Genomic DNA, 22,105 nt, shown 5'->3' on the forward strand with positions numbered 1-22,105 from the left:
TATGGGGACAGGCGGGGAACGATGACGTGGATCCGGGAGGTCGTGCGGCCGATCTCGCTCGGAGGTTGGGCGTTCGAGCTGCTCGACGACGACATCGCGGGGATCACGTACCGCGGGGGCGAGGTGCTCCGCTCCGTGCGCGCCGTCGTCCGCGATCGCGACTGGGCGACCGCCGAGTGGGTGGTGGACGGCGTCGAGGTTCTGACTTCGCGCTCAGATACTGAGGGATCCGGCGAATCCGTCAGCATCCCGGAGCGATCTCAGGCGCTCAGCGAAGCATGCGTCTCCCTCTCCTCGACCTCCTTCGGTGCCGATCTCCGCGCGACGCTGACGATCCGCGCGCACGGGCCCGTTCTCACGGTCGCGCTCGAGGCGACGACGGCGCGCGCGTTCCTCACCAACCGCACGGGTCTCGTCGTGCTGCACCCGCCCGCGCTCGCGGGTGCGCCCCTCGAGGTCCGCCACTCCGATGGATCCGCCGAGCGCACCGCCTTCCCCGCCGACATCGCGCCGCACCAGCCCGCCGTCGACATCGCCGGACTGAGCTGGGGCGGTGTCCGCGTGGAATTCGCGGGCGACACGTTCGAGATGGAGGACCAGCGCAACTGGACCGACGCCTCCTTCAAGACCTACAGCCGCCCGCTCTCCCTCCCCTTCCCGTACGAGATCGCCGCGGGCGAGACCGTGCGACAGTCGGTCACGGTGACGGTCGCGACGGAAGCCGGCACCGCGGCGCCCGATGCTCGGCGCGATGACCTCCTCAGTCTGTCGGAGCCGGCACCCGCGCCCACGATCTCGGTCGGGGCGTCGACTGCACCCGACGTTCCCCGCCACGAGGGCCTGGCTTCGCGCCCAGATGGGCCCACACCACCGCTGCTCGTCGAGCTCGACCTGGGGTGGGGCGGCTGGCCGGCGGCCCTCGAGCGCGCCGCCGCCAGCGGACCGCTCGACGCGCGGCTTGTTCTGCCCGAGAAGGGTGCGCGCGCGGCCGTCGCCGCGGCCGTCGCCGCTCTCGCACCGCACCGCGTCGTCCGGATCGCCGCGTTCCGGCCCGCCGGTCACGAGGCGCAGCACGTCTCGGACGCCGAGGCGGTGGCGATCCTGCGAGAGGCCCTCGCGGAGTCCGGCCTCGAGATCCCCGTGATCGGCGGCACCCGCGCCCACTTCACCGAGCTGAACCGCGAGCTGCACCGGATCCCCGCCGTCGACTGCCTCGCCTTCAGCACGACGCCCCTGTTCCATACCCGCGAGACGCGCCAGCTCGAAGAGGCCGTCGCGATGCAGCGGCTCGTCGCCGAGCAGGCGGTGCGGATCGCGGATGGCTCGCCCGTGCACATCGGACCCGTCACGCTGCGCCCCCACGTCAACAACGTCGCGACGACGGCACCTCCGCGCCCCTGCGGATCCGACCTGTCCGAGGGGTACGGCCCCGAGCTGCTCGACGCCGACGACCCGCGCCAGGCCGCCCCCGAGCTCGCAGCCTGGACGATCGCGAGCGCCGCCGCCCTCGCCGTCCCCGGCGTCGCGTCGATCTCGTTCTTCGAGGAGTGGGGCCCGCGCGGGATCCACACGGCGGACGGCGCGGACCTCCCCGTCGCCGAGGCGGTGCGTGCCCTCGCGGCCCTCGCGGGTCCCGTGTCGACCGCCCACTCGACCGACGGACAGGTGTGGGCGATCGCCGCCGACAGCGAGCTCCTCGTCGCGAATCTCGATGGCCGAGACCGCACCGTCGAGATCGATGGCTCCCGAGGACCCGCTCGCGTCGCGCTCCCCGCCCGATCGTGGCGCCGGATCGCGACGACACACATCCCGACGAACGGAGAGACACGATGACGACGATCCCCGACGCCGCGACCCCGCCCCAGTACACGGCCCGCTCCTGGCGCCTCGGCGAGGCGCCATGGCAGGCGGTCCCGCCGATCCCCGGCCACCGCGCCCGCGCGATCGTCGACAACGACTTCTCGGGCGATCCCGACGACCTGCCGCAGCTCGTGCATCAGCTGCTCTCGCCGAGCGTCGACACGCGGCTCGTCGTCGCCTCCCACCTCTCGCCCGGCGATCACTTCGATCCGTCCGGTCAGTCGGCGCGGAACGCCGAGCGGATCCTGCGCGACGTGTTCGCACGGATGGGGCTCACCTCGACCGAGATCATCCAGCGCGGGAGCGAGGAGCGGCTGCCGGACCGCACGAGGCCGCGCCCCTCGCCCGCCGTCGACGCGATCATCGCCGAGGCGATGCGCGACGATGACGCGCCGCTGTTCTACCTCGCGGGCGGCGGGCTCACCGACCTCGCCTCAGCGCTGCTCGTCGAGCCGCGCATCGCCGAGCGGATGACGCTCATCTGGATCGGCGGCGGCGAGCACCCGGATCTCGCCTCGCCGCCGCCGGGCGCGATGCCGATCGAGTACAACATGCTCATCGACCTCACGGCGGCGCAGGTCGTGTTCGGCGACAGCGGGATCCCGATCTGGCAGGTTCCGCGCGATGTCTATCGCCAGTGCCTCGTCTCGGACGCCGAGCTGCGGATCCGGATGGCCGCGACGGGGCCGCTCGGTCGCTGGATGCACGGCGAGATCGCACAGATCATGCGCGCGGTCGCCGAATTCCTGAGCGGCCCCGCCGAGACGTATGCGCTGGGCGACTCACCGCTCGTCCTCCTGTCGTGTCTGCAGTCGATCTTCGAGCCGGATCCATCGTCGAGCTCCCACGTCGTGCGCCCCACCCCCGCGATCGCCGACGACGGATCCTACGTCCCCGTCCCGGGCGCGCGCGAGATGCGCGTCTGCACGTGGGTCGACACCCGACTCATGTTCGAGGACTTCTTCCTCAAGCTCGCGGAGTTCGACCGCTGGGCGACCGCGCCCCACTGAGACGCACAGCGGGGTGCCTCCCCAGCGCCCCGCTGCGTGGTCTTCGCCCCTCGGATCCTCACCCCTCCGCATCGAGCAGGGCCCGACGGGCGACGCGGCGCTCCTCCTGGCGATCCGGGTCCGGCACGGGGGCCGCCATGAACAGGCGCTGCGTGTACGGGTGGGTCGGAGCCGACGTCACCTGGTCCCCGTCGCCGTCCTCGGCGATCTCGCCGCGGTACATCACGGCGACGCGGTGACCGATGTGACGCACGACCGCGAGGTCGTGCGTCACGAACAGGTAGGCGACGCCCGTGCGCTCCTGGATCTCGATGAACAGATCCAGCACGCGCGCCTGCGTCGACAGGTCGAGCGCCGAGACGGGCTCGTCACAGACGATGAGCTTCGGTTCCAGGGCGAGGGCGCGCGCGATCGCGATGCGCTGCCGCTGCCCGCCCGAGAACTCGCGCGGCAGTCGCTGGGCGGCGTCGGAAGGCAGGCCGACCTGGTCGAGCAGGTCCCGCACCCTCTTCCGCGCCTCGGCGACGGGCACGCCCTGCACCGTGAGCGGCTCCGCGAGGATCTGCTCGACCGTCATCGACGGGTTCAGCGACGAGTACGGATCCTGGAACACGACCTGGATCTCGCTCGCGAGCGCGCGCCGCTCGGCGCGCGACAGGTGCGAGATGTCGCGACCGTCGTACCTGATCGTGCCCTCCGTGACGGGCGCGAGCCCGAGCAGGGCGCGGCCGAGGGTCGTCTTGCCCGAGCCCGACTCGCCGACGAGACCGACGCACTCGCCGGGCTCGATCGTGAGCGACACCCCCTTCAGCGCGCGGAACGGCTTGGCGCGGAACCCCTTGCCGGGGTATTCGACGACGAGGTCGGTCACCTCGAGAAGCGGGGCGCTCATCGCGCACCTCCTGCCTGCTGAAGCGGTCCGCGCGCCGGTCCCTCGTCGAGGATCGCGGCGAGCAGAGACGTCGTGTATGGGTGCTGCGCGTCGTGGAAGATCGTGCGCACGGGGCCCTGCTCGACGAAGCGGCCGTCCTGCATGACCGAGACGCGGTCGCACATATCGGCGACGACGCCGAAGTTGTGCGTCACGAGCAGCATCGCCATGTGCCGCTCGGCCTGCAGGCCGCGCAGCAGGTCGAGCACCTCGGCCTGCACCGTCACGTCGAGGGCCGTCGTGGGCTCGTCCGCGATGATGAGGTCCGGATCCGTCGACACGGCGCCCGCGATGAGCACGCGTTGCGCCATGCCGCCGGACACCTCGAACGGGTAGGCGTCGAAGGTGCGCTTCGGCTCTGGGATCCCGACGCGGTCGAGCAGCGCCAGGGCCTTGTCGCGCGCGTCCTTCGCGCTCATCCCGAGACCGACGCGCAGTGGCTCGACGAGCTGGGATCCGATGGTGAACGACGGGTCGAGGTTCGACATCGGCTCCTGCGGGATGTACGCGATGCGCTGGCCGCGGATGCCTTGGAAGGCGCGTTCGCCCGCGTCGGCGAGCTCGGTGCCGTCGAAGACGACCGAGCCGCCCACGACGTGCCCGCCGCGCGGCAGGAGCCCGAGGACCGAGAACGCCGTCTGCGTCTTCCCTGATCCGGACTCGCCGATGAGGCCGTGCACCTCGCCGCGGCGCACCTCGAACGAGACGCCGTGCACGACCTCGACCGACGAGCCGTCGGGCTGGTCGTAGGCGACGCGGAGCCCGTCGACACGCAGGAGCACGTCCTGCGTGCGCCGCGCCGCGTGCGCGTCGTCGTCGTGCACGACGGTCGGGGCGGCGTCGTCGACCGGCAGCTCGTCGAGGTCGACGGGCGCGTCGCGCCCCGTCATCGAGAACGACGTCGTCACGGCGGCGACGGATCCGGTCGCGGTCGCCACGGCGCGGCGGCGACGACGGCGCACGGGAGCGGTGCGCTCCAGCTCGTCGCGCATCGCGTTCGCGAAGAGGGTGAGGGCGATCGTCGTCAGGGCGATCGCCGCCGACGGCCACAGCATCAGGATCGGCTGCTCATAGATCTTCGTGAACGCGTCGTTCAGCATGGATCCCCATGTCGGCACGGCCGTGTCTCCGAGCCCGAGGAATTCGAGCCCGGACTGGATCGCGATGGAGATGCCCGCGACGATCGCGCACTGGATGAGAACCGGCGCCCGCACGACGCCGAACACGTGTCGGCCGATGATGCGTCCGTCGCCGAGCCCCGACACGCGTGCCGCGTCGACGTAGAGCTCGCCCCGGACCGACACGACGCTCGCGTAGACGAGCCGGTAGAACGCCGGGCTCATGAGCACACCGAAGACGAGCATCGCGACCCACACGCTCGGTCCGAGCACGGACCGGGCGGCGAGCAGGACGACGATGCCGGGAAGCGCCATGACGAGCGACGTCACCCATGACGCGGCGGCATCGAACCAGCCCTGGTAGTAGCCGGCGACGAGACCGGAGCTCACGCCGAGCACGAGAGCTGTCGCGACGGCGACGAGGGCGCTGGCGATCGAGATCTGCGTCGCCGCGAGGAGGCGCGAGAGCACGTCGCGGCCCGCCGAGTCGGTGCCGAGGACATGCTCGGCGCCGGGAGGCTGCAGGATGGCTCGGATGTCGGCGAAGTTCGGATCCATGGGCGCGAGCATCGGGCCGAGCACGGCGACGAACGCGGCGACCGCGAGGAACGCGAGTGCGACGACGGCAAGGGGCCTGCGCAGGATCCGCCGGAAGAGGGTGGGATGAGCTCGGGTGGTCACGACAGTCGCACCTTCGGGTTGAGCGCCGCCTGCGCGAGGTCGATCGCGAGGTTGACGATGACGACGATGATGGCCGTGACGACGACGATCGCCATCACGACGGGGATGTCGCCCTGATTCGTCGCCTGGACGGCGAGCTGCCCGATGCCAGGCAGGGCGAACACCTGCTCGACGATGACCGCGCCGCCGAGCATGCCGATGAACTGAACGGCGAGCACGGCGAGGGCGGGAGCCGCCGCGTTGCGCAGCACATGTTTGTAGACGACACGGCTTCCAGGCAGACCACGGCTCCGAAGGGTGCGCACGTAGTCGCGGTTCAGGCCGTCGAGCACGGATCCTCGGACCTGTTGGGCGATCGTCGCGATCGCCCCGACGGCGAGGGCGATCACCGGAAGCGTCACGGACGCCAGCCAGCCCGAGACCGAGTCGCCGATCGCCACGTATCCGGTCGCGCGGAACCACCCCAGCTCGATCGCGAAGACGAGCACGAGCACGAGGGCGATGAGGAATCCGGGGATCGCGAAGCCCACGACGGCGAGGAACTGCACAGCTCCGTCGATCCAGCCGCCGCGGCGGGCGGCGACGACGCCGAGCAGGATCGCGAGGATCGCGGCGATCACGGTCGACCCGATGACGATCGAGAGCGTGACGGGAAGGCGGGTCTCCATGCTGACCGTCACGAACTGGCTGCTGAACCACGATCGACCGAGGTCGCCCGTGAGGGCGCGGGCGAACCAGTCGCCGAGCTGTGCGATGAGCGGCCGGTCGAGACCGAGCTCGACGGCCTTCGCGGCGACCGTCTCCGCGTCCGCGTTCTGCCCCAGGATCCGGCGCGCGATGTCGCCGCCTCCGAGGAACAGCAGGGTGAACGCCACAACCGAGATCACGGCGAGCATGACGACGCCCGAGACGAGGCGTTTGAGGATGAATGCGAGCATCTTCGCTCCTGTGTGGGCGACCGGGCCGCCGCGCGGCGGCCCGGTCGCAGGGTCACTCGGCCGGCTGGATGTCGAAGATCGACGGGTAGGCGTTCGTCGGGAGCATCTCTACCGACGTACCGGGCGCCGAGGCCATGATGCCCTCGACACGATAGAACGGCGCGAACCAGGCCTGCTCGACGATGTACGCGTTCAGCTCTGCCGCGGCGGCGGCCTGCTCGGCCTCGTCACCGAGCTGGATTCGGCTCATCATCTCGCTCGCGGTCTCGTCCTCGTAGCCATACGGGTTGAAGGTCGCACCGGGCGAGAGCATGAACTCCACGAGCTGCCAATCCGGGTTCTGTTCGAGCGCCATGTACGACGCCGGGAACTTCGGCGCCAGGAGGTCGGCGATGAAGTTGTTGCCGGGATCCGTGTAGTCGATCGTGATCCCGATCTCTGCGAGCTGCTGATCGATCAGGGCGTATGTCGACGTGCCGAGCAGTGCCGACTGCGGCATCGAGATCGTGAACCCGTCGGAGTACCCGGCCTCGTCCATCAGCTCCTGCGCCCTCTCGACGTCATACGGATATGCGTCGTCAAGCGCCTCGTCGTAGGCGTCGCTCGTCGGGGGGAACACCTGCGTCGTCACGGTGCCGTGCCCCTTCTGCACGGCCTCGAGCATCGCCTCTCGATCGATCGCGTAGTTGATCGCCTGGCGCACGCGCACGTCGCCGAGCGCCTCGCTGTCGGTGCCGGCGCGGTCGAGCAGGAGCAGGCCCTGGAAGTCGAGCTCGTTCGAGTTGACGGTCCAGCCGGCTGCCTCGACCTGCTCGAGGTTGTCGTTGGTCGACAGGCGCACGGCGTCGGCCTCGTTCGCCTTGATCGCGTTCAGTGCGGCGGTCGGATCCTCGAACACTCGGATCGTCAGCTCCTCGTAGTGCTGGGCGTCGGGATTCCAGTAGTCGGGGTTGGCCGTGTAGGCGTAGCTCGTCCCCGTCACGGACGCGCCGGCGTCATACAGGTACGGCCCGGAGCCGACCGGCTCGGTCTCGAGATCGCCGTTCGCGATGGCCTCGCTCGAGGCGATGAGACCGGCGTCGCGGGTGAGGTAGTCGAGGAAGGCGGGATCGCGCGCCTCGAGGGTGATGACGACGGTGGTGTCGTCCGGGGCCTCGGCCGACTCCATCCCGGCGAGGTCCCCCGCGCCGGGTGCTGTGCCGTCCCGGAAGCGCTCCAGGTTCAGGGCGACGACATCGGCAGTGAGCGCGCTGCCGTCGCTGAACGTCACGTCGTCGCGGAGCGTCAATGTGAGCTCGGTCATGTCGTCGTCATATGCCCACTCCGTCGCGAGCCATGGCTGGATCTCGCCGTTCACATCGGCGTAGAGGAGCGTGTCGTACACGGCCTGGTAGTACGGCGCCCGATTGCCCCATTCGGCGCCGGCCGAGTCGAGCGTGACCGGCGGCGTGATGGCGCCGATCGTGAGGGACGAGTCGCCCCCACCGGCGGATCCGCCCTGCTCGTCCTGGCCACCCGAGCAGGCGGTGAGCACGAGGGCGGAAGCGATGAGTGTCGCTGCTGCGGTCTTCCAACGGATCATCTTCGGTCCTCCGGACTTCGGCGCCCCCTCGTTGGGACGTCGTCTGTCGGGACGCTAACAGGAATGCCGAGCGATCGCTAGGTTTTTACGTCGAATAACTAGCGATTGCTCGGCTTTCGTGATCTGATGGTGACCTACGAGCGCGAGGGAGCGCTTTCAAGGGAGCGACGATGAGCACCGACACTGGAGAGACGCGGACGCGCGGACCGTATGCGAAGACGGCGGCCGTCCAGGAGACGATCCTCGACGCCGCGACCGATGTGTTCGCGGAGTCCGGGTTCCGCGCGGGGTCGATCCGCGACATCGCGGCTCGCGCAGACATGAGCGAGGCCGGAGTCCTGCACCACTTCCGGTCGAAGGCGGCCCTCCTCGAGGGCGTGATGCGCCTGCGCGACGAGCGCTCGCTGGAACTCGCCCCGATCGGCGACGGATCCGGGGCGGACGTCGTGCGGGGCCTGCTCGTCCTCGCCGCCCACAACCAGGCGAACCCGGGCATCGTGAAGCTGTACACCACGATGTCAGCCGAGGCGACATCACCCGATCACCCGGCGCACTCGTACTTCCTCGAGCGCTACGAGTTCGTGCGCGAGGCGATCGGATCCGCGTTCCGCGACCTCGCGGAGGAGGGCCTGCTGCGCGAGGGCGTCGACCCGCGATCGGCCGCCATCGCGACGGTCGCGCAGATGGACGGCCTGCAGGTGCAGTGGCTGCTGCACCCCGACCGCATCGACATGGCCGAGCACCTGCGCCGGTTCCTTGAGGCCCTCGTCGACATCGACCTCGAGGCCTGATCCGCACCTGACTCAGGCCACCGTGAGGACGAAGCGCGTGTAGCCCGTCAGCATCGGCTCGCCCCCGTCGGTCGCCGCGACGATGATGTGCGCGACGTCGCCGGGTTTCGCGTCCGCGGGGATCCGTGCGATGCAGCCCGCCGACGTCCGCTCGACCTCCGCGGCGATCGTGCTCGCCCCCGCGTCGGCGTATCCGCGGATCCGCACCTCGTCGCCGTCCGGATCCGTCGCCTCGAAGGCGAGCTCCACGGCGTCGCCCGCCGCGACCGTGCGGTCGAGCGGCCCCGCGGCCGCGACGCGGGGCGCGTGATTCGCGCCCGCGAACTCGGGCGTCACGCTCCACCGCAGGCGCGCGGCGAGGTCGCGCTGGAAGTCGCCGAACCACTGCCCCGCCTCGCCCGAGTCCTTGGGAGGCCTCCCCGATTCGAGCACCAGGGGGTTGACGCTGCGCCAACGGTGCGGGTCGTCGGGGTCGGGCTCCTGACGCCCACCCCAGCCGCCGAAGGACGGGTGCTCCCAGTTGCGCAGGCCGTTGTCGACGTGCATCGCGAATGTCGAGGTGTCGCCCTCGGAGATCCAGGATCCCGCGGGCTGCGGAGGGCACCACACGTCGTATCCGTCGGCCGCCAGCTGGTCCGCCGCGGCGTCAGGGATGCCGAAGTAGTCGGCCTCGTCGAAGCCGGCCGCCATCTGCCTGCCGTCTCCCCACACGCGATACTCGGCGCCCATCGGGCCGACGCCCGTGACGTTCTCGCGCATCCACTCGGCGGTGAGGTACCGCTGGTCTTCCTCCGACACGACGGCGAACGCGAAGTAGCCCCACGCCACCGTGGCGACGTCGCGGAACTCGAGCTCGGGCCAGCGCGGGCGGATGTACTCGCGGAAGGTGTCGTCCTGCTCGGCGAACGCCGTGATCACGGTGCGGCGTGTGATGAGCGCGTGCACCTCGTCCCATCGCGGCGTGCCGCGGAACTCGTCCTCGATCGACATGAGCGCGCGCGCGATCGTGTTCGTGCCGCCCCATGCCTGCGCGAAGACCTTCCCCGGCGCATCGCCGAGCAGCACGTCGCGCACGAGGTCGGATCCCGGCGTCGCCTCGCCCGTGTCGCCGACGTTCTTCACGTTTCCGACCTTCACGAGCCTCCGGAGCTCGTCCGGGTGCGGATAGCGCGCATCGTGCCGCACGAGATTCTCGTAGGCCTTCGCATAGGCATCGACCGCCACGTCGATGTGCATCCGATCGCCCGGCGCGGGCCAGCGATACGGCGCGACACCCGCGGCCGGATCACCCGAGTAGTGGAACCTGCTCGCGGAGTACACGAGCGCGGCGATGTCGATCTCGTTGCTGTACAGCAGCAGCCGCAGCATCGAGTTGAGGTCGTCGAGCTCGGGATCGGTCGTGACGATGACGCGCGGCGTCGCGCGAGGGTCGAAGTCGGGCATCACTCCATGATCCTCTAACCGGTTGACCAATTGCAAGGTTCGAGGCGTGCCCGACCCGAATAGGCCAGCGCCCTCGTGCACAACGACGCCACTTCTGCGATGATCGGGGCGATTGGTCGGTGTGTCGCTCCTAGTGCCGCAGAACTGGCGTCGTTGTGCAGGGGACAGGCGCTACTTCCCCAGCACGACCTCGAGCTGCTCGATCGCCCAGTCGATCTCGGTGCCGCGGATCGTCAGCGGCGGGGCGAGGCGGATCGTCTGCCCGTGCGTGTCCTTGACCAGCACCCCGCGCGCGCGGAGGCGCTCCGTGATCTCGCGGCCCGTGCCGAGCGCGGGATCGATGTCGACGCCCGCCCAGAGCCCGACCGTGCGCACGCCCGTCACGCCGTGCCCGACGAGCGCATCCAGCTTCGCCGCGAGGTGCTCACCGAGCTGACGCGCACGCTCCTGCCACTCGCCCGTCTGCAGCATGTCGACGACGGCGTGGCCGACCGCCGCGGCGAGGGGGTTGCCGCCGAAGGTGGATCCGTGCTGGCCGGGCTCGATCACGCCGAGCACGTCCTCGTTCGCGACGACGGCCGAGACGGGCACGATGCCGCCCCCGAGCGCCTTCCCGAGGAGGAACACGTCGGGCTCGACGCCCTCGCGCTCACACGCGAACGTCGTGCCCGTGCGCCCGAGGCCCGACTGGATCTCGTCGGCGATGAACAGCACGTTCCGCTCGCGCGTGATCTCGCGCACGCGGCGCAGGTAGCCGTCGGACGGGATGATGACGCCGGCCTCTCCCTGGATCGGCTCGATGAGCACCGCGGCGGTCTCGTCGTCGATCGCGGCGGCGATCGCGTCGGCGTCGCCGAACGGGACGGAGACGAATCCCGGCGCGAACGGGCCGAAGTCGGCGCGCGCGTCCTCGTCGTCGCTGAAGCCGACGATCGTCGTCGTGCGGCCGTGGAAGTTGCCCTCGGCGACGATGATCTTCGCGCGGTCCGCGGGGATCCCCTTGACGCGGTATCCCCACGCGCGGGCGACCTTGATGCCCGTCTCGACCGCCTCAGCGCCCGTGTTCATCGGGAGCACGAGGTCCTTGCCGCACAGCGCCGCCAGCGCGGCGGCGAACGGCTCGAGCTGGTCGCTGCGGAAGGCGCGACTCGTGAGGGTCGCGCGCTGCAGCTGCTCCGTCGCCGCCTTCACGAGCGTCGGATTGCGGTGCCCGAAGTTGAGCGCCGAGTAGCCCGCGAGCATGTCGAGGTAGCGGCGCCCGTCGGTGTCGGTCGCCCAGGCGCCGGAGGCTTCGGCGATCGTGACATCGAGCGGGGCGTAGTTGCGCGCGACGTGCGGCTCGCTCATCGTGCACCTCCCCGCAGCTCGAGCGTGCAGCACTTGATGCCGCCGCCGCCGAGCAGCAGCTCGGACAGGTCGACCGTGACGGGCGTGTAGCCGCGCTCGGCGAGCTGGCGCTCGAAGCCGGTCGCGCGCGGTGAGATGAACACGTTCTTCCCGTCGCTCGCCGAATTGAGGCCGAAGACGGCGCCGTCGGCGTCGGCGACGCGGATCGCGTCGGGGAAGCGCTCCGCGAGGATCCGTCGGCTCTCCTCGTCGAATGCGCCGGGCAGGTACGCGATCGTGGGCGTCGCGCCCGGATCGACGACCGGATCCAGCACGCTGAGGGCCGTGTCGAGGTGGTAGAAGCGGGGATCCACGAGCGTGAGCGAGATGACCTCACGACCGAAGATCGCGGCGATCTCGCGGTGGCTGTCGTCGGAGGAGCGGAACCCGCGCCCCGCGAGGATCACGTCGCCCGCGAGGAGGAAGTCGCCCTCGCCCTCGTTCATCGACTCCGGTCCGCGCACCTCGTAGCCGTTGTCGCGGAACCACTGGGTGAACCAGCCCTCCTCGCCCTGGCGCTCCTCGTAGCGGAACCTCGGCGGGTACGCGACGCCGTCGATCACGAAGCCGCCGTTGGCCGTGTAGACCATGTCGGGCAGGCCCGGCTGGGGGTCGATGAGCTCGATCTCGTGGCCGAGCGACACATAGGTGTCGTACAGCGTCTGCCACTGACGCACCGCGAGCGAGGTGTCGGTGGGGTTCGCCGGCTCCATCCACGGATTGATCGAATACGACACCGTGAAGTGCTCGGGACGGCACATGAGATAGCGGCGCAGCTGCTGCGTGCGCTCGGGGACCTCTGCGGGGGCCGGTGCGGTCTGGGACATCTGACGCTCCTCGTCGTGAAACGGGTGGCGGACGCAGTCCTACTTGGCCCGGCGGAGCAACTGAACGCCTTCGCACGGGCACGCCGAGGCAATTGTGCCACGCGGATCCGCGGCGGCCCTGGATCCGCGCCGCGCACCCGCCCCGCGGATTCGCGTCCCGCGCGCCCTCGGCATAAGCTCGCGCCATGAGCACCGAAACGCAGCTCGAGGTTCTGATCCGCCCCATCCGCGACGCCGACGCCGAGGCCATGGGGCGCGTGCACGCGAAGGTGTGGCACGAGACATACGACGGGATGATCTCGAGCGCCGCGCTCGAGGCCGTGTCCCCCAAGCGGCTGGCCGATCTGTGGAGCAACTACGCCGGCCGCGGCGACGAGCACCGCCACGCCGCCGCGCTCGTCGACGGCGAGATCGTCGGCTTCGCCGCATCCGGCCCGGCCCGCGACGAGGACGCACCGGCGGCGCGCGAGCTCTACTTCGTGTTCCTCCTCGACAGCTGGCACCGCAAGGGCATCGGCCGTCGCCTCTTCGACGCCGTGGTCGACGATGATGAGCCGCTGTACGGCTGGATCGCCGAGAACTACCCCGGCGGCGAGAGCTTCTACACGAAGCGCGGGTTCACGTTCGACGGTGCCAAGCGCACCGAGCCGTTCCTCGGCGAGACGCTGACCGAAGTCCGCTTCTCACGCTGAGCCGCGCCGTGCTGCAGGCCTGGGCGCCGGACGGGATCGGCGAGATCGCGGCGGGCGCCGACCTCGCCGCCGTGATCGGCGACGCCCTCGCGGCGTCGGACGAGCAGATCCTCGCGGGCGACATCGTCGTCGTCACGAGCAAGATCATCTCGAAGGCCGAAGGACGCTTCGTCGTCGCCGATGACCGCGAGGAGGCGATCACCGCCGAGACCGTGCGCCTCGTCGCGAGCCGGACGAATCCCGAGACGGGCGGCACGACCCGCATCGTCGAGAACCGCCTCGGCATCGTGTCGGCGGCGGCGGGTGTCGACGCGTCGAACACCCCCGAGGGCACGATCCTGCTGCTCCCCGAGGATCCCGATGCCTCGGCGTGCTCGCTCGCGGCCGCCCTGCGCGCCCGCTTCGGCGTCGACGTCGGCGTGCTCGTGAGCGACACCCTCGGCCGCGCGTGGCGCGCGGGCCAGGTCGATCAGGCGATCGGCGCGGGCGGCGTGCACGTGTTCGAGGACCTGCGCGGCTCCACCGACACACAGGGGCGCCCCCTCGCCGTGACGCTGCCGTGCGTGGCCGACGAGCTGTGCAGCGCCGCCGAGCTCGTGAAGGGCAAGGCGACGGGCCGCCCGATCGCGATCGTGCGCGGGCGCGCCGACCTCGTGGGATCCCTCGACCTCCCCGGAGCCCGCTCGATCCCCCGCACCGGCCCGACGGACATGTTCCGCAAGGGCTATGACGAGGCCTTCGCCGATGGCTACACCGCCGGCCGCAGCGACGCGTGAGCGTTCACGTTCCGTTCACGCGCGTGTCTCGCGCGATGCGCTGAGATCCGATAGACAGGTGCTCGTGCCGTGCCCATCCCGGCCCGGCGACCTGCTCATCAGCGAAGGACACCCATGCGTTCATCCATGAAGCGCGGCCTCGGCGCCGGCGCGGCTCTCGCCGTCGCCGGCTCGATGCTGCTCGTCCCGCAGGCGGCGACCGCCGCCGCGGCCGACGAGACGACCGACATCCAGATCCTCGGCATCAATGACTTCCACGGCCGCCTCGAGGCGGATTCCTACGGCGGCCTCGCGGGCGCGGCCGGTCTCGTCGGCGCCGTGCGCCAGTTCGAGGCCGAGAACCCGAACACGCTGTTCGTCTCGGCGGGTGACAACATCGGCGCCTCGACGTTCACGTCGTTCATCCAGCAGGACGAGCCGACGATGCAGGCACTCGCGCTCGGCGGCCTCGACGTGAGCACGGTCGGCAACCACGAGTTCGACAAGGGCTTCGCCGACCTCACCGATCGGGTCATCCCCTTCTACCAGCAGTTCAACACCGAGTACGACGGATACGGCAACGACCTCGCGCTCGGCGCGAACGTCTACCACGTGGGCACGACGGATCCGGCGCTGCAGGAGTACGCGATCCGCGAGGTCGACGGCGTGACGATCGGCTTCATCGGCACGATCACGGCCGACACCGAGACCCTCGTCTCGCCCGCCGGCATCGAGATGCTCGACTTCGGAGACCAGGTCGAGGCCGTCAACCGCGTCGCGGCCGAGATCGACGACCAGGTCGACGTCACGATCCTGCTCACGCACTCCGGCGCCGAGATGTCGGGCGACGACGCCGCGACGTGCGAGCAGATCGCGAGCGAGCAGACCGAGTTCGGATCCCTCGTGCGCGATGCCTCGCCCGCGGTCGACGCGATCTTCTCGGGCCACACCCACCAGGGCTACCCGTGCGAGATCGACGGCCGCCCTGTCCTCCAGGGCAACGACTACGGATCCACGCTCGCGAAGCTCGACATCCAGGTCGATGCCGCGACGAACGAGCTGATCTCGACCAGCGGATCCCTCGTCCCGCTCGCCGACGAGGAGGGCGCCCCCGCCTTCCCGATCGCCGAGGACATCCAGGCCGTCGTCGACGACGCCGTCGCGTTCGCCGCCGAGGAGGGCAACAAGCCCGTCGGCGAGATCAGCGCCGACATCCTGCGCGGCGGCGAGACGCCGGGCGACGACCGCGGTGTCGAGTCGACGATGGGCAACCTCGTCGCCGACGTCTACCTCTGGTCGACGACGGAGTACGCCAACTACGGCGGGGAGCCGGCCGACATCGCCGTCATGAACCCGGGCGGCCTGCGCGACGACCTCCTCTTCGCGTCGAGCGATGTGGGCGAGGGCGACGGCGTCGTCACGTACGCCGAGGCCGCGGCCGTGCAGCCCTTCGCGAACACGCTCACGACGAGCGAGCTGACGGGGGCCGACATCAAGCAGATGCTCGAGGAGCAGTGGCAGCCCGGCAACGACCGCCCGAAGCTCCACCTCGGCATCTCGGAGGGCTTCGCCTATGAGTACGTCGACGACGCCCCCGAGGGTGAGCACGTCATGTCGATGACGCTGAACGGCGAGGAGCTCGCCGCGGACGAGACCTACACGGTCACGACGAACTCGTTCGTCGCGGCGGGCGGCGACGGCTTCACGGCCTTCGACAACGCGCCGTACCGCGACACGGGCCTCATCGATCTCGAGGCGACGGTCGACTTCTTCGCGACGCAGGGCGTCGTGGATCCGGCCCCGCTCGGCCGCGCGGCCGTCTACGAGGAGCCGGCCCCCGAGCCCACGCCGGAGCCCACCGAGGAGCCCCAGCCCGAGCCCACGGCCGAGCCGGAGCCCACGGAAGAGCCCGAGCCGCAGCCCACCGAGGAGCCGACCGCCGAGCCCGCGCCGTCCGAGGACGACGACGAGCTCGCAGCGACCGGCGGCGAGCTGCCCTGGGGCATCGCGTTCGCCGCGACCCTCATGATCGCCGCGGGCCTCGTCCTCCGCTCGCGCCTCCAGAAGGCGTAGGCACCGAACGGCGGATGCCCCGCGCTCCTCGGAGCGCGGGGCATCTGCCGTGTCTGCTCAGCGTCGCGCCGCGAGGCGCTCGAGTCCATCGAGGAGAAGGTCGAGACCGAACTCGAACTCGGCCTGGTCGTCGCACCAGCCAAGGGTCGTCTGATCGTCGTGCGAGACGTTCGAGACCATCTCGACGATGTGCGGCGCATCGGCCGCCATCTGCGCGAGCATCTCCTCCGACGGATCCTCGTCGGCGGATCCCCCCGGATCGAAGAGCTCCTGCGAGAAGCCCAGCATGCGGCTGCCGAGCGCATGCATGGCGTGGTGCACGAGGTCGTACGACAGCCCGCCGACACGCATGAGCGCGATCGAGGCGTCGTAGTAGCGGATGATCGCGGCGCTGAACCGCGTGCGGCTCTCGAGCACCCCCGGAGCCCACGGGTGGCTCATCATCACATCGCGCGCCGTGAGGATCCGTCGCCGCAGCGCGTGCTTCCATTCGTCCGGGGTACCGGCGGCGCGCTCCGCGACGGCCGCCTCGATCTCCGCCGCGACCTCGTCGGCCAGCCCGTCGAGGAGGTCGTTCTTGTTCGCGACGTGGTGGTACAGCGACATGGCCTCGACGCCGAGCTCCGCGGCGAGCGCGCGCATCGTGAGCGCCTCGATCCCGCCGCGATCGGCGAGCGCGACCGCGGTCTCGAGCACCCGGGAGCGGGACAGGGATCCTCGCCCTCTCGGTGCGACGGCATCGGCATTCCGCATCGTGTCGTGATTCTCCGGCTCATCCGTTGACGGGGACGTGCCGCCACGCTACCTTACAGAGTAAGACTTACAACGTAAGGGAAACCATGGCACGGGCGCTCCTCATCGCACTCGGCACGATCGTCGTCATCGCCGCGACGCCCGTCGTCGTGATCCTCGTCTCGCTGCGCACGGGGTGGCCGCCGGGCGTCCGGTTCGTCAGGCGCCTCGGCCGCGACCACCTGAACGCCGCGGCGATGCGCACGGCGGGCGCGCCCGGTGCCGCGGCGCAGGTGATCCGCACGGTCGGCCGGCGCTCGGGGCGCCCGTATCGCACGCCGATCGGGCTCCGTCGCACGCCGACGGGATGGATCGTGACGCTCCCGTACGGCACGACGCCCGACTGGCTGCGGAACCTGCTCGCCGCCGGCTCGGCCGAGGTCGAGGTGGACGGCGAGGTGCGCCCCGTCACGGCGCCGCGGGTCGTCTCCCGCGCGGCCGCGGCGGATCTGCTCGGCAGCGGGGATCGCCTCATCTCCCGCCTCCTCGACATCGACCACTTCCTCCTCCTCGACGACGCCCCGAGCGCCGCCGCATGAGGGCCGTCGTCCGCGACGCGTACGGCGGGTCCGAGGTGCTTCGGGTCGACGAGGTGCCGGATCCCGCTCCCGGCCCTGGCGAGGTCCTCGTGCGGGTGCGCGCGAGCTCGCTCAACATGGCCGACCTCGACATCCTGCTCGGGCGGCCGCGCGTCGCGCGCGTCTTCTTCGGCATCGCCTCGCCGCGGACCCCCGGCATGGGCGTGGATCTCGCGGGCGAGGTGGAGGAGGTGGGCGCCGACGTCACGGGGCTCCGTCGCGGCGATCACGTCTGGGCGGACGTCTTCGACCACGGCCACTCGGCCCTGGCCGAACGCGCCGTCGCGCCGGCGGACGCGCTTCGCCGGATCCCCGACGGCGTGAGCTTCGTCGACGCCGCGGCCGTCCCGCACTCGGGCCTGCTGGCCCTCCAGGTCCTGCGCTCGACCGGCTCGACGCGACCCGGCGAGCGCGTTCTCGTCATCGGCGGCGGCGGGTGCGTCGGGCCGTTCGCGATCCAGCTGGCGAAGGCCGCCGGCGCACACGTGACCGGCGTCGACACCGGCGCGAAGGCGGCGCTGATGCGCGAAGCCGGCGCCGACGACACGATCGACTTCACGGTCGACGACGTCACGCGGGGCGGCCGGCGATTCGACGTCGTCATCGACATCGCCGACGCTCACGGGCTCCTTCCGCTGCGCCGGCTGCTCGCGCGGCGGGGACGATACTCCCTCCTCGCGCGCCGCCTCGGCTCGTACGCCGAGAAGGCGCTGCTCGGCCCCGTCGTGGGCGCCACGATCGGCGCGCGGATGGGCACGTTCGCGTGGCGGGCGAACTCCGCCCACCAGCTCGACGAGGTCGGCCGCCTCCTCGCCGCGGGCGCTGTCCGCCCCGTCATCGACGGCGTGCACGGACTCGACGCCGTCCCGGAGATGTTCGCCCGCCTCGCCGCCGGCGACAACCGCGGCAAGATCGTCATCGAGCCCTGACGACGCACCCCCGAGTTCACGCCGCGTTCACCGCCCGACTACCCGGAGCCTCTAGACCGGAGGGCATGTCCCGAATCCCCCGTATCCTCCTCGCGTCGGGCGCCGCGTGCGCCCTCGCCCTGTCCCCTGCGGTCGCGCTCGCGGCGCAGCCCGGCGACATCACGCCGATCTACGACGCGTCGGATGACGCGCCGTTCGACCTCACCGTGACCGGCACGTTCGAAACCGGCATCTACGACGAGGGGGCGAGCGAGATCGTCCAGGCACACGGCGACCGCCTCTTCTCGATCAACGCGGCCGCCGGATCCGTCTCGGTGATCGACATGTCGGATCCGACGGCGATGACCGAGCTGTTCCAGATCTCCGGATCCGGCGTCGCGAACTCCGTCGCCGTCCGCGAGGACGGCTTGGGCGTCGTCGCGCTCGAGAACGCCGACGACAAGACAGCACCCGGATCCCTGCTGTTCTTCGACGCCGACGCGGACGAGCCCGTCACGCTCGGCGAGGTGCAGGTCGGATCGCTGCCCGACATGGTGACGGTGTCGCCCGACGGCGCGTACGCGGTCGTCGCGAACGAGGGCGAGCCGGCGGACGACTTCTCGAGCGACCCCGAGGGATCCGTCGGCGTCGTCGCGCTCCCGGCCGACGTCGCCGCGCCGTTGCAGGAGGACGTGCGGATCGCGGACTTCCATGCGTTCGAGGGCGTCGAGCTCGACGAGGGCCTGCGCGACGCGTTCGGCCCGATCCTGAACGGGGAGCTGCCGCGCTCGACGAACTGGGAGCCGGAGTACGTGACGATCGCGGGCGACACGGCGTATGTCGCGCTGCAGGAGGCGAACGGCATCGCGACCGTCGACCTCGAGACCGCGACGGTCACCGACGTCTGGGGCCTCGGCTTCACGGACCGGGGCGAGGTGCCGCTGGATCCGTCGGATCGTGACCCCGAGGACACCCCCGAGATCCGCATCGAGACGTATGACGGCCTGTACGGCATGCCGATGCCCGACGGGATCTCCTCGTACGAGGTCGGCGGCGAGGCCTACCTCGTCACGGCGAACGAGGGCGACGCCCGCGAGTGGGGCGACTACGTCGAGCCCGCGCGTGTGAAGCACCTCGGCGACCCCGAAGAGGACGTTCCGGGTGCCGGCCCCGTCTGCGAGGAGATCGAGGCGCACACCGCCGACGACGCGCTCGGCCGTCTCGAGGTCTCGACGGAGATGGGCTTCGACGAGGATCGCGGCTGCTACAGCGAGCTGTACGCCTACGGCGCGCGCTCCTTCTCGATCTACACCACGAGCGGCGAGCTCGTCTTCGACTCGGGCGCGGAGTTCGAGGAGCTGACCGCGCGCCTCAGCGAGACGACGGACCTCGTCTTCAACTCGGGCCACGACGACAACGAGGCCGAGAACCGCAGCGATGCGAAGGGCGTCGAGCCCGAGAACCTCACGATCGGCGAGGTCGACGGCCGCACCTACGCGTTCATCGGGTTCGAGCGCCTGTCGGGCGTCGTCGCCTACGACATCTCGGATCCTGCCGCCCCCGCCTACGTCGAGTTCATCAGCAACCGCGAGTTCGACACGAACCTCGGCGACGCCTACGAGGAGCTCGAGGAGCAGGGGGCGAGCGAGGAGCAGCTCGCGGCGCTCGTGAACTCCGTCGGCGACCTGGGCCCCGAGGGGCTCGACTTCATCGCGGCCGACGCGTCGCCCACGGGGATCCCCATGATCGTCGTCGGCAACGAGGTCACGGGCACCACGACCCTCTACGCCCTCGACGGCGCGCCGACCGCGGAGCCGGAGCCCACGCCGACGCCCGAGCCCACCACCGAGCCCACCGAGCCGCCCGCGCCGCAGCCCGAGCCGACCGCGGACCCCACCCCCGCGCCGGAACCGACGGAGGCACCGGAGCCGGAGCCGACCGCTGATCCGGAGCCGACCACGGCCCCGGCACCTCCCGCCCCGAGCGAGGACCCGTCCGAGACGCCCGGCGCCCCGGACGACGACGACCTCGCCGCCACGGGCGGGAACGTGGCCTGGGGGCTCGGCCTCGCGGCCGCCGCTCTGATCGCGATCGGCATCACGCTCCGCATCCGCACGCGCCGCGCGTAGGCGACCGGCACGCGCGCCCTCGTCGGCTGCGACGCGCCCTGCGCAGCAGGGCGCGTCGAGTGCGCCGCGCCTCAGAAGGGGTAGCGGGCGGGATCGTCCTGCATCGTGATCCACTGGGTCTCGGTGAACGTATCGAGGCTCGCCTGCGGTCCGCCGAAGCGCCCACCCACCCCCGACGCCTTCACCCCGCCGAAAGGGATCACTGCCTCGTCGTCGACCGTGGCATCGTTGATGTGCACGGCGCCCGACTCGATCCGGTCGCACAGCTCATACGCGCGGTAGGCGTTCGACGTGATGATCGAGACGGACAGCCCGTACTCGCTCGCATTGATGATGTCGATCGCCTCGTCGACGTCGTCGTAGACGTGCACGGGCGCGACCGGGCCGAAGATCTCCTCTGTCCAGGCGGGGCTGTCGGTCTCGACGTCCGTCAGGACGGTCGGGCGATAGAAGAGGCCCTCGTGCGCTCCGCCCGCCGCGACCGTCGCTCCGTGCGCGACGGCGGCGTCGACGATGCCCGCGACGTGGGCGAGTTGGCGCTCGTCGATGATCGGGCCGAGCGGTGCGCCCTCGGCGGGGTCGCCCACGGGGATCCGCTCGGCCTTCTCGGCGAGCACCCGCACGTACTCCTTCGCCATCGACCGGTGCACGAGGTGGCGTCCCGTCGTCATGCAGATCTGGCCCTGGTGAAGGAAGGACCCCCAGGCGCCGACCGTCGCGGCCGCCGCGACGTCGGCATCGGGCAGAACGAGCTGCGCGTTGTTGCCGCCGAGCTCGAGATGCACCCGCTTGAGCAGGGGCGCGGCGGCCTCGCCGATCCTCCGACCGGCAGCAGTGGATCCCGTGAACGAGATGCAGGGGACGCCGGGATGCGCGACGAGGGCCGCCCCGAGGTCGCCTCCGCCGGGCAGCACGTGCAGCACGCCCGTAGGCAGGCCCGCCTCCTCGAACAGCGCCGCGAGCGCGAGCCCGCCCGAGACCGAGGTGCGCGGATCCGGCTTGAGGATCACCGCGTTGCCGAGGGCGAGGGCCGGCGCAACCGACCGCATCGACAGAATGGCGGGGAAGTTGAACGGCGAGATGACCCCGACGACGCCGATCGGCACGCGACGGGCGATCGATGTGCGCGGCTTCATGCTGCGCAGCAGCTCGCCATACGGGTGCGAGGCGACGGCCGCCGCCTCCTGCAGCTCGCTCGCGACGAGCCCCACCTCGAACGCGGCCTTGCCCTGGCCGGATCCCGCCTCGGGCACGAGGATGCCGGCGAGGCGGTCCGGATCGTCCTGCAGGAGCTGCGCGGCCTTCAGCATGACGCCCGCGCGCACGGGATACGGCGCGGCGGCCCACTCGCGCTGCGCGGCCGTCGCGGAGGCGACCGCGCGGTCGAGGTCGTCGCCCGTCGCGGCGCCGACCGTGCCGAGGGAGGCGCCCGTCGCGGGCGCGATGACGTCGATCGGATCCGCGGATCCTGCGCGCCAGCCGTCCGAGAAGATCCGGCCGTCCCAATCGGGAGAAGAGGTCATCGTCGATCCTTCCTGTCGAGTGCGCGGCTGAGCACCGCCGGATCCAGTCTCACGAAGGGGCGCGCGCCGCGCCGCGTTCGTCCCTCTC

The 22,105-nt window shown here is 71.1% G+C and carries 18 protein-coding genes; 9 read left to right on the forward strand and 9 right to left on the reverse strand.

The features are described from left to right. The first annotated feature begins 21 nt into the window (after positions 1–21). Positions 22–1,833 carry a D-apionate lactonase family protein gene (locus GB932_RS13410; protein ID WP_197517486.1) on the forward strand — a complete coding sequence of 604 codons (1,812 nt, stop codon included), beginning with the start codon at positions 22–24 and terminating at the stop codon, positions 1,831–1,833. Next, on the forward strand, positions 1,830–2,870 hold the full coding sequence (locus GB932_RS13415; protein ID WP_156761206.1) for a nucleoside hydrolase: 1,041 nt from the start codon (positions 1,830–1,832) through the stop codon (positions 2,868–2,870). The genes GB932_RS13410 and GB932_RS13415 overlap by 4 nt, the downstream gene beginning before the upstream one ends. 58 nt (positions 2,871–2,928) lie before the next feature. Here the strand turns inward: GB932_RS13415 and GB932_RS13420 are convergent, their stop codons facing one another. The 4 genes from GB932_RS13420 to GB932_RS13435 are packed head-to-tail and all read right to left on the reverse strand — an operon-like array spanning position 2,929 to position 8,120. Further along, the gene (locus tag GB932_RS13420) at positions 2,929–3,762 is read right to left on the reverse strand and encodes an ATP-binding cassette domain-containing protein (RefSeq protein WP_156761207.1); all 834 of its coding nucleotides are present in this window, start codon (positions 3,760–3,762) and stop codon (positions 2,929–2,931) included. Beyond that, on the reverse strand, positions 3,759–5,600 hold the full coding sequence (locus tag GB932_RS13425) for a dipeptide/oligopeptide/nickel ABC transporter permease/ATP-binding protein (protein ID WP_156761208.1): 1,842 nt from the start codon (positions 5,598–5,600) through the stop codon (positions 3,759–3,761). Before GB932_RS13425 ends, GB932_RS13420 begins: the two co-directional genes overlap by 4 nt. Next, positions 5,597–6,538 carry an ABC transporter permease gene (locus GB932_RS13430; RefSeq protein WP_156761209.1) on the reverse strand — a complete coding sequence of 314 codons (942 nt, stop codon included), beginning with the start codon at positions 6,536–6,538 and terminating at the stop codon, positions 5,597–5,599. Before GB932_RS13430 ends, GB932_RS13425 begins: the two co-directional genes overlap by 4 nt. Positions 6,539–6,590: 52 nt before the next feature. Beyond that, a complete protein-coding gene (locus tag GB932_RS13435; RefSeq protein ID WP_156761210.1) occupies positions 6,591–8,120 on the reverse strand; it encodes an ABC transporter substrate-binding protein in 1,530 nt (509 codons plus the stop codon). A gap of 170 nt (positions 8,121–8,290) precedes the next feature. Between GB932_RS13435 and GB932_RS13440 the strand changes: the two genes are divergently transcribed. Continuing rightward, the gene (locus tag GB932_RS13440; RefSeq protein WP_156761211.1) at positions 8,291–8,911 is read left to right on the forward strand and encodes a TetR family transcriptional regulator; all 621 of its coding nucleotides are present in this window, start codon (positions 8,291–8,293) and stop codon (positions 8,909–8,911) included. A 12-nt stretch (positions 8,912–8,923) separates the two neighbouring features. Here GB932_RS13440 and GB932_RS13445 read toward each other — a convergent pair whose 3' ends face one another. The 3 genes from GB932_RS13445 to ddaH form a co-directional block, all read right to left on the reverse strand. Further along, complete coding sequence (locus GB932_RS13445) at positions 8,924–10,354, reverse strand: DUF1593 domain-containing protein (RefSeq protein WP_156761212.1); 1,431 nt, start codon at positions 10,352–10,354, stop codon at positions 8,924–8,926. A 171-nt stretch (positions 10,355–10,525) separates the two neighbouring features. Next, on the reverse strand, positions 10,526–11,701 hold the full coding sequence (gene rocD / locus GB932_RS13450; RefSeq protein WP_156761213.1) for an ornithine--oxo-acid transaminase: 1,176 nt from the start codon (positions 11,699–11,701) through the stop codon (positions 10,526–10,528). Beyond that, positions 11,698–12,567, reverse strand: a complete 870-nt coding sequence (ddaH, locus tag GB932_RS13455) for a dimethylargininase (protein ID WP_156761214.1) — start codon at positions 12,565–12,567, stop codon at positions 11,698–11,700. The genes rocD and ddaH overlap by 4 nt, the downstream gene beginning before the upstream one ends. A gap of 185 nt (positions 12,568–12,752) precedes the next feature. Here ddaH and GB932_RS13460 point away from each other — a divergent pair, with 185 nt between their 5' ends. The 3 genes from GB932_RS13460 to GB932_RS13470 all read left to right on the forward strand — a co-directional run bounded on the left by GB932_RS13460 (position 12,753) and on the right by GB932_RS13470 (position 16,087). Next, the gene (locus GB932_RS13460; protein ID WP_156761215.1) at positions 12,753–13,259 is read left to right on the forward strand and encodes a GNAT family N-acetyltransferase; all 507 of its coding nucleotides are present in this window, start codon (positions 12,753–12,755) and stop codon (positions 13,257–13,259) included. Between the two features lie 8 nt (positions 13,260–13,267). Continuing rightward, complete coding sequence (gene cofE / locus GB932_RS13465; RefSeq protein ID WP_156761216.1) at positions 13,268–14,035, forward strand: coenzyme F420-0:L-glutamate ligase; 768 nt, start codon at positions 13,268–13,270, stop codon at positions 14,033–14,035. A 114-nt stretch (positions 14,036–14,149) separates the two neighbouring features. Next, positions 14,150–16,087 (forward strand): bifunctional metallophosphatase/5'-nucleotidase, encoded by a 1,938-nt coding sequence (locus GB932_RS13470; RefSeq protein ID WP_156761217.1) that lies wholly within the window; start codon positions 14,150–14,152, stop codon positions 16,085–16,087. A gap of 57 nt (positions 16,088–16,144) precedes the next feature. Here the strand turns inward: GB932_RS13470 and GB932_RS13475 are convergent, their stop codons facing one another. Continuing rightward, positions 16,145–16,840 (reverse strand): TetR/AcrR family transcriptional regulator, encoded by a 696-nt coding sequence (locus GB932_RS13475; RefSeq protein ID WP_156761218.1) that lies wholly within the window; start codon positions 16,838–16,840, stop codon positions 16,145–16,147. 86 nt (positions 16,841–16,926) lie between these two features. On the opposite strand from GB932_RS13475, the gene GB932_RS13480 reads away from it, so the two are divergent. The 3 genes from GB932_RS13480 (at position 16,927) to GB932_RS13490 (ending at position 20,494) form a co-directional block, all read left to right on the forward strand. Further along, complete coding sequence (locus GB932_RS13480; RefSeq protein ID WP_156761219.1) at positions 16,927–17,418, forward strand: nitroreductase family deazaflavin-dependent oxidoreductase; 492 nt, start codon at positions 16,927–16,929, stop codon at positions 17,416–17,418. Further along, positions 17,415–18,386, forward strand: coding sequence for an NAD(P)-dependent alcohol dehydrogenase (locus tag GB932_RS13485; RefSeq protein ID WP_156761220.1), 972 nt, complete (start codon positions 17,415–17,417; stop codon positions 18,384–18,386). The genes GB932_RS13480 and GB932_RS13485 overlap by 4 nt, the downstream gene beginning before the upstream one ends. 65 nt (positions 18,387–18,451) lie before the next feature. Beyond that, positions 18,452–20,494, forward strand: a complete 2,043-nt coding sequence (locus GB932_RS13490; RefSeq protein WP_156761221.1) for a choice-of-anchor I family protein — start codon at positions 18,452–18,454, stop codon at positions 20,492–20,494. A 71-nt stretch (positions 20,495–20,565) separates the two neighbouring features. Here the strand turns inward: GB932_RS13490 and GB932_RS13495 are convergent, their stop codons facing one another. After that, the gene (locus tag GB932_RS13495; protein WP_156761222.1) at positions 20,566–22,017 is read right to left on the reverse strand and encodes an aldehyde dehydrogenase family protein; all 1,452 of its coding nucleotides are present in this window, start codon (positions 22,015–22,017) and stop codon (positions 20,566–20,568) included. Positions 22,018–22,105 lie beyond the last annotated feature (88 nt).

The sequence above is a fragment of the Microbacterium karelineae genome, from assembly GCF_009745985.1.
GTDB classification, from domain to species: Bacteria; Actinomycetota; Actinomycetes; order Actinomycetales; family Microbacteriaceae; genus Microbacterium; species Microbacterium karelineae.